General features: G+C 51.0%; 14 protein-coding genes. 13 read left to right on the top strand and 1 reads right to left on the bottom strand.

Annotated elements, in window-relative coordinates; all coding sequences use genetic code 11:
- The first annotated feature begins 1 nt into the window (after window position 1).
- From KF749_16030 to KF749_15970, 13 genes are all read left to right on the top strand, one after another.
- Window positions 2-562, top strand: a complete 561-nt coding sequence (locus KF749_16030) for a universal stress protein (GenBank protein MBX2992663.1) — start codon at window positions 2-4, stop codon at window positions 560-562.
- 135 nt (window positions 563-697) lie between these two features.
- The gene (locus KF749_16025; protein MBX2992662.1) at window positions 698-1,042 is read left to right on the top strand and encodes a hypothetical protein; all 345 of its coding nucleotides are present in this window, start codon (window positions 698-700) and stop codon (window positions 1,040-1,042) included.
- Window positions 1,043-1,315: 273 nt separating this feature from the next.
- Window positions 1,316-2,428, top strand: a complete 1,113-nt coding sequence (locus KF749_16020) for a mechanosensitive ion channel family protein (protein ID MBX2992661.1) — start codon at window positions 1,316-1,318, stop codon at window positions 2,426-2,428.
- 3 nt (window positions 2,429-2,431) lie between these two features.
- Entirely contained in the window at window positions 2,432-3,073 is a 642-nt protein-coding gene (locus KF749_16015; protein MBX2992660.1) for a hypothetical protein, read from the top strand.
- On the top strand, window positions 3,060-4,277 hold the full coding sequence (locus KF749_16010) for a glycosyltransferase (GenBank protein MBX2992659.1): 1,218 nt from the start codon (window positions 3,060-3,062) through the stop codon (window positions 4,275-4,277). The genes KF749_16015 and KF749_16010 overlap by 14 nt, the downstream gene beginning before the upstream one ends.
- Window positions 4,278-4,296: 19 nt before the next feature.
- Window positions 4,297-6,573: a bifunctional alpha,alpha-trehalose-phosphate synthase (UDP-forming)/trehalose-phosphatase gene (locus KF749_16005; protein MBX2992658.1), complete on the top strand. Its 2,277-nt coding sequence runs from the start codon at window positions 4,297-4,299 to the stop codon at window positions 6,571-6,573.
- 74 nt (window positions 6,574-6,647) lie between these two features.
- Window positions 6,648-7,106 (top strand): universal stress protein, encoded by a 459-nt coding sequence (locus KF749_16000; GenBank protein ID MBX2992657.1) that lies wholly within the window; start codon window positions 6,648-6,650, stop codon window positions 7,104-7,106.
- Window positions 7,107-7,132: 26 nt separating this feature from the next.
- Entirely contained in the window at window positions 7,133-7,468 is a 336-nt protein-coding gene (locus tag KF749_15995) for a YtxH domain-containing protein (GenBank protein MBX2992656.1), read from the top strand.
- Window positions 7,469-7,501: 33 nt separating this feature from the next.
- Window positions 7,502-7,693: a hypothetical protein gene (locus KF749_15990; GenBank protein MBX2992655.1), complete on the top strand. Its 192-nt coding sequence runs from the start codon at window positions 7,502-7,504 to the stop codon at window positions 7,691-7,693.
- A 214-nt stretch (window positions 7,694-7,907) separates the two neighbouring features.
- Entirely contained in the window at window positions 7,908-8,585 is a 678-nt protein-coding gene (locus tag KF749_15985; protein MBX2992654.1) for a hypothetical protein, read from the top strand.
- On the top strand, window positions 8,582-9,427 hold the full coding sequence (locus tag KF749_15980; protein ID MBX2992653.1) for an amidohydrolase: 846 nt from the start codon (window positions 8,582-8,584) through the stop codon (window positions 9,425-9,427). Before KF749_15985 ends, KF749_15980 begins: the two co-directional genes overlap by 4 nt.
- Window positions 9,428-9,512: 85 nt before the next feature.
- Window positions 9,513-11,048, top strand: a complete 1,536-nt coding sequence (locus KF749_15975; GenBank protein MBX2992652.1) for a GNAT family N-acetyltransferase — start codon at window positions 9,513-9,515, stop codon at window positions 11,046-11,048.
- Complete coding sequence (locus KF749_15970) at window positions 11,048-12,292, top strand: MFS transporter (protein MBX2992651.1); 1,245 nt, start codon at window positions 11,048-11,050, stop codon at window positions 12,290-12,292. The genes KF749_15975 and KF749_15970 overlap by 1 nt, the downstream gene beginning before the upstream one ends.
- A 2-nt stretch (window positions 12,293-12,294) precedes the next feature.
- Here the strand turns inward: KF749_15970 and KF749_15965 are convergent.
- The coding region (locus KF749_15965) for a polyprenyl synthetase family protein (GenBank protein MBX2992650.1) at window positions 12,295-12,587 on the bottom strand (293 nt) is incomplete at its 5' end.

Here is a 12,587-nt window from a genome sequence, read left to right as displayed (position 1 = left end):
CATGAAGAACTCCCCCGGAAAGAAAAAAGCGGCACCTTCAAAAACCACAAAACGGAGGACTTCGCTGAAAAAGCCTGCACGAAAGCAACTTCCTGCCGCAACCGAGACTCTCTCCAAGTTTATCAATGAAATACTCGTTCCTGTGGATTTTTCGGGCTATTCGAAGAACGCTCTTCGATATGCAATTCCTCTCGCCCAACAGTACGGCGCACGTTTGCATTTGGTTTACGTCATCGAACCCACAATCTATCCGGCAGATCTCGGATTCGGTCAGGTGGTGATGCCGGGAGTGGAGGAAGAAATCCGGACAAAAAGCGATCATGAACTGCAGTCGCTTATCAGGGAAGAAATCGGCAACAGGGTAAAAGCAGATGCGACAGTTCGTTTGGGAAAGCCTCATCAGGAAATTCTGAAAGAAGCGGAGGAGAAGAATATCGATCTCATCATCATTGCCACGCACGGACATACGGGCGTTGAGCAGATTCTGTTCGGCAGTACGGCAATGCGCGTTGTGCGTCTTGCAAAATGTCCGGTGTTAACTGTTCGTCCGCTATCAGAGTAAGGGTTCTGAAACACGGAGACTCGACGTGAAGGCGCTTGCAATCAATGCAAGTGCCTTTTTGCTTTGATCAGGTCGCGGCATTCCGGCACGTTTCAGTTTCTTGCATCTTTCCGACAAAATCGTACTTTATAGCAGATGACAACTCTGCGAAACATATCGTTTGTCCTGCTGGCCTTTGCGTACCTGACTATTTCGTGCGGTGTTGTCCTTCATACAATAACGCCAACGTACACCGGCTCCGGCCCGGCCTCGTTTGATACTCAACGGGAACCGGGCAAAGATGTTCCGAAGAAAGTTGTCGTTACCCGACGACACCTGCCGTTGGTAAAACCGTGCAATATCCCTGTCGAAGTTGCATATCCCGTAATCGTTGTCTTCGACACAAAGGAACATTGTATTCATTTCCGGCAGCTTAATGCCTTGCCGGAAATTCTTCTGGTCGAATCCTCTCTTTCCAACCGGGCTCCCCCGCTAAGCTGAGCTGAGTCGAAGCGCTGAAATCAGAGCGCTGTTCATGGACTCATCCTTCCGTTGCCGTACCATTCGAGTACTTTCATAGATGAAAGGAAATGTACTATGACTACTGCAGCGATCATCACCATGGTTACCGTATTCACTATCGTTACGGGTATGCTCGTTTACTTTTTCTCCAAGTTACTGCGCAGGGAGAAAACGAAGAAGTAAACTGTACCCCGGTTTGGCGATAAGTTCTGCGTTCTACTGCTGCTTGTATAATTTTGTGGAGTTGGAATCATGTCTCTATTTCAAACGAACTTTCTCGGGAACTCCCTGCAAGATTGGCTTCTTGCTGCAGGAATGGCCGTGGTGGTGTATTCCGTCCTCACGTTCATGTTCAAACGTGTTGCACGCCGGTTTTCGAGATTCGCGGCAACGACTGAAACCCGGATCGACAATATTGTGGCGGAAATTCTCGGTAAGACGAGATGGTTTTTCATCCTCGGCATCGCGCTGTTTGCCGGAGGGAAGTACGTCACCCTGCCCCCTGCCGGAGAAAGTCTGCTCCGGAACATCGTCATCTTCACAACGCTTATTCAAACCGGCTTGTGGGCAACACAACTGCTTGCGTCATGGATTCGCGAGTCTGTGGAGCGCAAAATGGCTGAAGATGCCGCAAGCGCCACGACAATGACGGCCATGAGTTTTCTTGGAAGAGTGCTCATCTGGTCGGTGGTGCTGCTTCTTGCGCTCGACAACATGGGCGTGAACATCACGGCACTTGTTACAGGGCTCGGTATTGGAGGGGTTGCTGTCGCGCTCGCCATTCAGAATATTCTTGGAGATCTGTTCGCTTCTCTTTCCATTGTGTTGGACAAGCCGTTCGTTATCGGTGATTTCATTATCGTCAATGAATATCTCGGAACTGTCGAATACATCGGGCTGAAAACGACTCGCATCAGAAGTCTCTCGGGAGAGCAGGTGATTTTCTCGAATTCCGATTTGCTGAAAAGCAGGATACGGAATTTCAAACGGATGCAGCAACGGCGTGTTGTCTTCTCAATCGGTATTACGTATCAAACACCGTTTGAGAAGCTGTCCCGTGTCGCCGGAATGATCCGCTCCATTATTGAAGTGCAGCCGCTTGCCCGGTTCGACAGGGCGCATTTCAAAGAGTACGGCGATTCATCGCTTGTGTTCGAGATTGTGTATCACGTTGGAAGTGCCGACTTCAATACCTACATGGATATCCAGCAACACATCAATCTGGAAATCTATCGTCGGTTCGAAGATGAAGGCATTGACTTCGCATACCCGACCCGGACTGTCTATCTTCACAATGGCTCGCAAGATGCCGTGGCATCGCCGAAAGAGAAGACTTCCGGTTTTCGCATTTCCAAGGAGAACTGACGCATGAATGAATTCCAGTTTCATACAAAGCTCGACCAGACCTTGTTGCTGGGAATCAAAGCGAGAAACGTGCAAGGATTGCTTGAGGGAATCCGGAATGTTCCGAATTCATCCATCTACTATCATACGCACAGGTTTCTCCAGCAACATCATTATCTCTCGCCCGAACCGCCGAACGATTTTGCGTACTGGACAAGCGAGGTGATAGGGGATGCTGTCCTGGGCGAACAACTTTCGAGTGTCGATATCGTTCAGTTTCATACGATTGAAGAGTTGCGCGAACGCTTTGTTTCCATACTCGAGAGCCATCTCGACTCGATGGAGCGCTTGACATTCAGTCCGCCGGGGGAGGAGTTTCATTTCATGGCCTCACGGCTGTTTGTTTTCCCTACAGACCGGACAGCGGCCAACCTTTCCGAGTTTATCGATGCGCTCGGGCAGATCAGCATCAACTCGATTTATTATCACGTATTTGATGCGAAGCTCAGATTGGCGCGGGGTGATAACGATTTTTCCCGTTGGTTTTTCGATTTGGGAATGGAGGAATTAGCGGACGAGATGCGCTCGCTGGATCCGTATGCACACACGCTCGAAGGATTACGAAAACGAATCATCATATTGGCACGCGAATATGACAACCATTGATCAGTACATACCTATTGTCGGTCAGGCGACTGTATCCGAACTCTACCAACTTGCCAGGCACCTGGAAGGGAAGTCTGTGCAAAACATCAACTCTACCGCGGTTGGTGGCGGCGTTGCTGAAATCCTGACGCGTATGATACCGCTGCTGAAGCATTTAGGCGTGAATGCAAGCTGGGATGTCATCAAGGGAGATGAACGGTTCTTCAGCATTACAAAGAAATTTCATAATGCGCTCCACGGAGTTTCTGTGGATGTAAGCGACGATGAGTTCGAGTATTTCATTGCGATGAACAGGCACAATGCGGAGGAAATGACGTTTGCCGACGTTGTGTTTGTTCACGATCCGCAACCGATTGTTCTCATCGAAAAGAGAAAGGAGTTGGGACGGAATTGGGTTTGGCGTTGCCATATTGATTTTTCCAAACCAGGCGCCCGCGTGTGGAATTTCTTGCAACAATACGTCAATGCGTACGATGCGGCGGTTTTCTCGGCCCCGTCGTTTGCACGGAAATTGAACATCCCGCAGGTTCTGATCGCGCCGTCGATTGATCCGCTTAGCGACAAAAACAGGGAACTCCCCGACGAGACGATCAATGAAGTCTTTGAACGCTTCGGGATTGATCGGTCGAGGCCGATCGTTACGCAAATATCACGGTTCGACTATCTCAAAGACCCGGTGGGCGTGATAAAAGCGTACAAGCTGGCAAAAAAACATGTCGATATGCAACTCGTGCTCGCGGGTGGTGGTGCCACTGATGATCCCGAGGGCCCGGCGATCATGGCGCAAGTTCAAGAGGAAGCTGATAAGGACAAGGATGTGTTCGTGCTCTTCCTTCCTCCGTCGAGCGATATCGAGATTAACGCATTGCAGCGCGGTTCAACGGTCGTGCTTCAAAAATCGCTGAAGGAAGGGTTCGGTCTCACAGTCTCCGAGGCATTATGGAAAGGGAAGCCCACGATTGCCGGCGCCGTCGGGGGAATTCCGCTGCAAATCACACACAAATATTCCGGAATCCTCACGCATTCAATCGAGGGAACAGCGCATTGGATGAAACATCTGATCAATGAGCCTGAATTTGCCAATGCACTTGGCACGCGGGGTCGTGAACACATCCGGAACAATTTTCTGATTACACGTCACATCAAGGACTATTTGCTGCTGTTTCTGTCGTTGTTCCGAAACAACGATGTCGAGTATTTGTAATTGACAAAGAGGTGAGAGCATGAAGCGGGAATCAAAGCATACGCACGCGCAACGTCTGGTTATGGTATCGAACCGTCTGCCTTTTCGTGTCGCGACGGAGGGAGGGAAGCTCCAATTTCGTGAGTCCGCCGGCGGTTTGGTGACCGGTCTTTCGGCCTTTCTCGATTCACTGAATAGCAACTCGAAGGATATGCGGGAATATTTGTGGATCGGTTGGCCCGGTGATACCGTTGATTCATCCCTTCACGAAAAAGTGAAACGGGAAGCGCTTGCGAAACATCGTTCGTTTCCCGTTTTTCTCACGGAAGAAGAGATGAGTCAATTTTATTTCGGATTCTGCAACAAAACAATCTGGCCGCTGTTCCATTATTTCCCGTCTCTTACGGTGTATCAAGAGTCGATGTGGAAACAGTATGTTCAGGTGAATGAAACATTCTGCAACAGCATACTGGAAGTGCTGAGCGAGAATGATGTTGTCTGGATTCACGACTACCATCTGTTGCTTCTCCCGAAAATGCTGAAACAAAAAGTGCCTCATGTCAGGGTCGGCTTCTTTCTTCATATTCCTTTTCCATCGTTTGAGATCTTCCGGTTGTTGCCGCGAACGTGGCGCAGCGAAATACTTGAAGGGTTGCTCGGTGCCGATTTGATGGGATTTCATTCCTACGACTATACGCAGCACTACCTCCAATGCGTGTTGCGCCTTCTGGGTCACGAGCACAACATGGGGCAAATCTACACTCCGGACTTGGTTTCGAAGGCCGACACATTCCCCATGGGAATCGACTTTGAAAAATTTGCCCTTGCTGCGTCGAGTGAGGGAGTAAAGCAAGAAGCGGAAAAGTTGCGTGCAAGCATTGGGCCGCCGCGGATTATCCTTTCTGTTGACAGGCTCGATTATTCAAAAGGGATTCTTAATCGTCTGCAGGGTTTTGAAACCCTGCTTGACAAGAATGCCGGTCTGATGGGAGATGTTGTTCTGGTGATGATAGTCGTGCCCTCCCGCATTGGAGTTGACGACTATGATCTGATGAAACGTCAGATCGAAGAATTTGTCGGCAAGATCAACGGCAAATTCGGGCGCGTTGATTGGACCCCGATTATCTACCAATACAGGCATGTGCCGTTCGAGCACCTCGTTGCGCTGTATTCGGTTAGCGACGTCTGTCTTGTAACGCCGCTCCGTGACGGAATGAATCTTGTAGCCAAAGAGTATGTTGCGAGCAAAACAGACGGGAACGGCGTGTTAATTCTCAGCGAGATGGCCGGCGCGGCCAAGGAACTCGGCGAGGCAATCATCATCAATCCGAGCAATCACGAAGAGATAGCCGAGGCAATGCAGCAGGCGCTTGAGATGCCGCCGGATGAACAACAGCGCCGCAATACGATTATGCAGGATCGGATCCGGCGATACAACGTAACTCGGTGGGCTCATGATTTCGTACAGGAGCTGCTGGCAACACAGGAAGTGCAGGAACGGTATTGTGCAAAGCTTCTTCCGCCGTCGGCCCGTCAATCGGTTATCAATCACTACAACTTGAGTCGTCAGCGACTTGTGTTGCTCGATTATGATGGAACCCTCGTACAGTTCGTGCGGCATCCGGCGCTTGCCAAACCGAAGGATGAACTTCTGAACTTGCTCCGCCGGCTGGCGGAAAGCTCGGGGTCGACAGTTGTGATTATCAGCGGCCGTGACAAAGCAACATTGCAGCAATGGTTTGGAGAGTTGCCTGTCGGATTGGTCGCCGAACATGGAGCATGGGTGAAAGAACTGAACAGTGAATGGAATCTCTTGAAGAACCACTCCAACGAATGGAAGCTCCGCATTCATCCCATTCTCGAACTGTACGCCGACAGGCTCCCCGGCGCACGCGTTGAAGAGAAGGAATACTCGCTGGTCTGGCATTATCGCGGTGCCGATCCCGAGCAGGGGCTGTTGCTGGCGCGGGAATTGACGGACCATCTCACGACATTTACCGCCAACACTGATCTTCAGGTGATGCGCGGGCACAAGGTCGTTGAGATACGTACAGCCGGAGTGAACAAAGGAACTGCCGCCGAGCATTTCCTCAGGAAGGGAGAGTTCGATTTTATTCTCGCGGGAGGAGATGATTGGACGGACGAAGACCTGTTTGCCGTGATGCCGGAGAATGCCTATTCCATCAAAATCGGAATCGGGAGTACCCGGGCACGCTATAATCTGAGAAACCCGAAGGAGGTTCTCCGACTTCTGGAACAGTTTACGAAGAATATGCATGAATCCTCCGTGTTAACAGAGGATATTTCGTCACGTTAGATATGGAAGTAACCGAATAGCGAAACTACAGGCCCGATTGTGTTGTTGTTACTTTTGAAGAAAGGAGGAATATCATGCCTGTACGCTCGATACTCTGCCCGGTTGACCTGAACGAGGGATCACACATTGCCCTCGCTACTGCCAGCGTGCTGGCGAAATCGATGGATGCTGTGCTGCATATAATGTATGTCCTGCCGCGCTCCGGACGTAACGAGAGCGATCACCGGCATGAAGATATTCTGCAGAATGCCGTCGACCAGCACGTTTCTGCAGAAGTGAGAACCCGGTTGACGTTGCTCTACGGCGATCCCGTCGACGAAATCGTCAATACCGCGAACACTATTTCGGCGGATTTGATTGTCATGGCAACCAACTCCGATGGCGGATGGGAGTTCCACCAGAACGGCGTGATGGCCGAAGAGGTTGCCCAGCTTGTGGAATGCCCGGTGTATGCACTGCGGATCAGCGACATCACCAATCACACATCAATACCGTTTGACTATTTTGTCCGGCAGTACATCTGCCTCAATTGAACAAGACACATAGGAGGGATGAAATGATGACGACATACGAACGATCGATAACCTTGAGAAAAGGAATTGTTGTGGGATTTGCCGTCGGTAGTGCCGTCGCGGCAATACTCGCCCTGCTCTTTGCCCCAAAGAGCGGAAGAGAACTTCGCGGGGATATTCGTGACAAAAGCAGAAAGCTTGTTTCGGATGTTGAAATACTGGCGGACAAAGCAAAATCAAACCTCCGTGAGGTGACAAGAAAACTGGAGGAGAGAGAAACGAAACTCGTCGGCGCTGTCAAGGCGGGTGTTGAGGCGTACAAAGAAAAGCGCAGCGACGATGCTGAGAGACTCGCAGATAACCGTGCCGCAGAGCATGGTTAACTCTCTCGCCCAACTCAGTAGTGTGAGTTTGCCGTGAATATCAGAATAGATCGTCGCGTTGCCAACGCGAAAGGGGGAGTGTTCCATCCCCAGCACTCGCTATCGGAAAGAAGGAACAACCCGACTCGTTATGCGAAGCGCATTTCCCGAGGCATGATGGTGGCCGGCAAGGCCACTCCGCGCGGCCGCCACCGCATTCAACAATACGCGGGACGCGGGCACTGAGGGAGTTCTTGTTCCTCATGGAGGCGAACTGCTCCGGCAACTCGGGCGGGCGGGTCACATCTTGCACCGTGCCCGAAATGTGTGTTCGGCGGAGCATCAAAACCGTAAATCTGCTATATTGTTCAGCAAACACGAGTTTCACCCCTTAACCAGTCAGGTCAGGGGTGTTGTTGCGGGGATTGCTGCATCATGCTCATTACCAGTGGAGTTCTCTATGTCCGAACAAATCAGCGCGACACTTGAGGCTTTCAGGACGTTGTGGCGGCAGTTGGCCGACCATCTTCCGCAGTTTGTTGTTGCGTTCGTTCTGTTGTTGTTAGGATGGATCGTGGCGAAGGTGCTCAGAAAGGCAATAACAAGAATTCTGAAAATGGTTCGTCTTGATGTGGCTGCCGAGAAAGCAGGCTTTGAAGACATGCTGCTTCGCGGCGGTGTACAGTACACAACGGTCTCGATCATTGCCAATCTCGTCTATTGGTTCATGATGTTCGCCGTGACGCTTGCGGTTCTGAATACACTCGGACTGCATGCCGCCGACGAACTGTTCAACAAGATCATCTTTTACATCCCGAACATCGTGGTTGCGGTTCTTGTGCTGATATTCGGGACACTATTTGCTCGTTTTGTCCGTGGTGTAACAGTTACGTATCTCAGCAACATCGGCATTTCCGGGGCTGAATTTGTCAGTCATGTAGCGCAATGGGCGTTGTTGCTCTTTGTCGTTTCCGTTGCGCTTGAACAACTGTCAATCGGCGGGCAGATTCTTGTTTCGGCATTTCAAATAGCGTTCGGGGCGCTGTGTCTCGCATTGGCGCTTGCCTTTGGTTTGGGTGGGAAAGAATGGGCGTCCAATATTCTTGAAAAGATCTGGAGGAACAACAGGAAAGCATGATCATCGATTGCCACACACACATTAACAACTATCACAACGAAGAAGTAGAATCGCTGCAGAAATGTCTGGACGAATTGCAGCTTGAAATGCGTCGTAATCGCGTTAGTGTCTCGCTTGTCCTCACATCATACAAAGTAAATGCCGGACGCCCGTCGACGCATGATGCTGTGCGTGCGACACGAAATCTGAACAATGTTTTTATCGTGGCCGGCATCAGCTATCTTCACTATACAATAGATGATCTTAACAGCATCCGCCCCTATCTTGAGGAAGGCTCGGTAAGGGGCCTGAAACTGTATCCCGGATACGAGCCGTTCTACCCGAGCGACCCGAAACTCGACCCGGTGTATGCCCTTGCTGCCGAAATGCAGGTGCCTGTCATGATTCACACCGGAGATACGTTTACGCCCAAAGGAAAGCTCAAGTACGCGCACCCGCTGAATGTGGATGATGTCGCCGTTGATCATCCCGATGTCAACTTTGTGATTTGTCATTTGGGAAGTCCGTGGTTCAGGGATTGTATGGAAGTCGTGTATAAAAACAGCAACGTGTACACCGACATCTCAGGCCTTGTTCTCGGCAACTTTACCGACCGGTTTGAAAGCTACATGCACAAACAATTGCAGGAAATGCTGACGTACGGAGTTGAGCCGGACAAAGTGTTGTTCGGCAGCGACTGGCCGATTTCTTCCATGAATTCCTATATTGAGTTCATGGAAGAATTGCATATTCCGGCCAGAGAACGCCAAAAAATCATGTACGAAAACGCTGCACGCCTGTTCAAAATTCCCGTTCAACAACAAGGATTCAAGATCGGCTCCCTTCTCACCAAACTGACATAGGGAAAACCGGCAACCCGCGGCGATAGCGGATGGATAGTTGCTGGCGAATCCGATACGACACATCACCATCAACGACGGAGGCAGCATGACAAACATCGACCTGACCGCGTTCGAGAAGAACATCACCGTCCGGCAAATCGCGATTGAGGACTTCGACCAGATTGTCGAACTGCAGCTGAAATGTTTTCCGGGAATGAAGCCGTGGACGAGAGAGCAAATCGAGAGTCAGCTTCAGATCTTTCCTGAAGGTCAGATTTGTATCGAATATCAGGGAAATATCGTCGCTTCTTCAAGCAGCTTGATTCTGGATTTTGCGATGTACAGCGACTGGCACAGTTGGAAAGATATTGCCGACGCAGGCTTTATCCGCAACCACAATCCTGAAGGCAACACGCTGTACGGCATCGAGATCATGGTCGACCCGGCCTTCCGGGGGATGAAACTCGCCCGCCGGCTGTATGAGGCCCGCAAGAAGCTCGCACGCGAAAAAAACCTGATGCGTATTGTTCTGGGCGGTCGCATTCCCGGGTACGTCAAGCACAAAGATCAGATGACGGCTCGTGAGTACGTCGAGAAAGTCATCAATAAGTCGTTGATTGATCCCGTTCTTACAACGCAACTCTCGAATGGATTTGTGCTGAAGCGCCTCCTGAAGTCGTATATGGATTCGGACAAAGAATCGCTGGGGTATGCGACGTTCCTTGAATGGTCAAACCTCGACTATCAACCCGACGTGCATCGGGCATTCATTCCCACAAAAGCTGTCCGCATTTGTGCCGTTCAGTATCAGATGCGGGAAGTCAAAAGCTTTTCCGAGTTCGCGAAGCAATGCGAGTATTTCGTTGACGTCTCATCCGACTACAAGGCGGATTTCATTCTCTTTCCTGAAAATCTTACAACCCAATTGTTGACCTTCATGCCGCCCGAACGTCCGGGACTCGCGGTACGAAAGCTGTCAGAGTTTACGCCGCAATATCTTGAACTGTTCTCCGGCCTCGCATTGAAGTATGATGTGAACATTATCGGCGGAACGCATTTTACGCTTGAAGGCGACGATTTGTACAACGCCTCGTACTTGTTCAAGCGCAACGGCGGCATCGGCAAACAGTACAAACTGCATATCACGCCCGATGAAAAACGCTGGTGGGGAGTGAAAGGAGGAGACAAGATTGAAGTGTTTGAAACCGACAAAGGAAAGATCTCCATCCAAATCTGTCATGATATTGAGTTCCCGGAAGTGTCGCGTCTTGCCGCCGAACGGGGAGCGCAAATCATTTTCGTTCCGTTCTGTACGGACGAGAGATATTCCTACCTGCGGGTGAGATACTGCGCACAGGCCCGATGCATTGAGAATCACGTGTATGTTGCAATGGCGGGTACAGTCGGAAATCTTCCTTCGGTCGAGAATATGGATGTTCAGTATGCCCAGTCCGGGATTTTCACTCCATCCGATATTCCCTTTACGCGCGACGCCGTATCATCCGAATCGACGCCGAACATCGAAACAGTCATCGTCGATGATGTTGATCTTGAGTTGCTGAAACGCCAGCGCCAGTCGGGAAGTCTGTTGAACTGGAACGACAGGCGTACCGACTTGTACGACGTGAAGCAGATGACATAGTGGGTCGGACGCTTCCCGGATCGGACTTCTTCTCTTCTCCTGCCGGACGAAAATTCCTCTTTGCCGCTTTGTACTTCAGCGAAGGGGCGCCCATCGGGTTCATTTGGTGGGCCTTGCCGACCCGGCTTCGGGCGGCCGACATTCCTGTCGAAGAGATTACTGCACTCACGGCGGTTCTCGTCCTTCCCTGGGTGTTCAAGTTTGCCTGGGCTCCGTTGGTGGATGTGTTGCGTACGCATCGATGGAATCTTCCTGAGTGGATTGTTGCATCGCAAATCCTCATGGGACTTTGTCTTCTTCCCCTTGCGTTTCTTGACTTCCATGAGTACTACAGCTTGATTGTTCCGCTTCTCATTCTTCATGCAATTACGGCTGCGACGCAGGATGCTTCGATTGACGCTCTTTCGATTGCAACCGTTCCATCCACGGAACGCGGCTCGCTTAATGGCTGGATGCAAACGGGTATGTTGGGTGGACGGGCGCTGTTCGGCGGCGGCGCGCTTCTCGCGGCTGAATGGATCGGAGAGGGCGGAGTTATCATTCTGCTTGTCGGGGCGATCTGGTTTTCGATGGCATTGGTGATTGCTGCAAAGCCCGATCTTCACATTCCTCAAACCTCAGAACGATTTGCAGAACGGCGTACTTCCTTTCTGATAAATTTGCGTGAAGTGGTGGCTCACAAATCCACATGGGTGGGACTGCTCTTTGCCGGCGTGGCAGGCGCGGGTTTTGAAGCAGTCGGCGCCGTCGCCGGACCTTTCCTGGTCGACAGAGGTTTTTCGATAGCTGAGGTCGGATGGTTTTTCGGAATTCCGGTTGTTGCCGGAATGGTGGCAGGCGCGTTGCTCGGGGGCTACGCTTCGGATAGGTTCGGCAGAATCCGTGCTGTCATGATTTTTCTTGTTGCCATTGCGGCGTGCATCTTCACTCTTTCGTTGTTCGATGCTGCAACGAACGGAAGTGGCGGTTGGGAATATGTCGTTCTTCTCTCATTACTCTACGTCTGCATCGGGATGTTCACGGCGGCATCGTATGCGTTGTTCATGGATATCACCGATGTTCGGCTCGGCGCAACGCAATTCAGTACCTACATGGGGGCAACAAACGGATGCGAATCGTGGGCGACATTGGTGGTCGGCAGGATGATTCCGGCGTTCGGTTACCCGATTGCATTTGCCGTAATGGCGGCGATATCGCTTTTGACAATCCCTCTTGTCCGAACACTTCGCCCGCGCGATACGTAGGTCTACTTCTCTCTCTCTACAACAAAGTCGGCAAAGGCAACCAGTGCCTGCTTGCTCGCCGTGTCAGGGAAGGAGGCAATTTGTTCCTTTGCCCGTGCCGAGAAGTTGCGGGCTTTCTCTTCCGCGTACTCGATTCCGCCGTTTCGTTCGACAAACTCAAGAACGCGTTTTGGGCTGGCTTTCTTTCCGCCGTTCTTGATCATGCTGAGGATTTCTTTCCCCTCTTTCTTCGGCGCTTTGGTGAACGCATGGATAAGGGGGAGAGTCAGCTTCTTCTCACTCAAATCAAGTCCGG

This window comes from Bacteroidota bacterium (genome assembly GCA_019637975.1).
GTDB lineage: Bacteria > Bacteroidota > Ignavibacteria > UBA10030 > UBA6906 > CAADGV01.
Note: the sequence above shows the minus strand (reverse complement) of the source record. Positions and strands in the feature narration are given on the sequence as shown.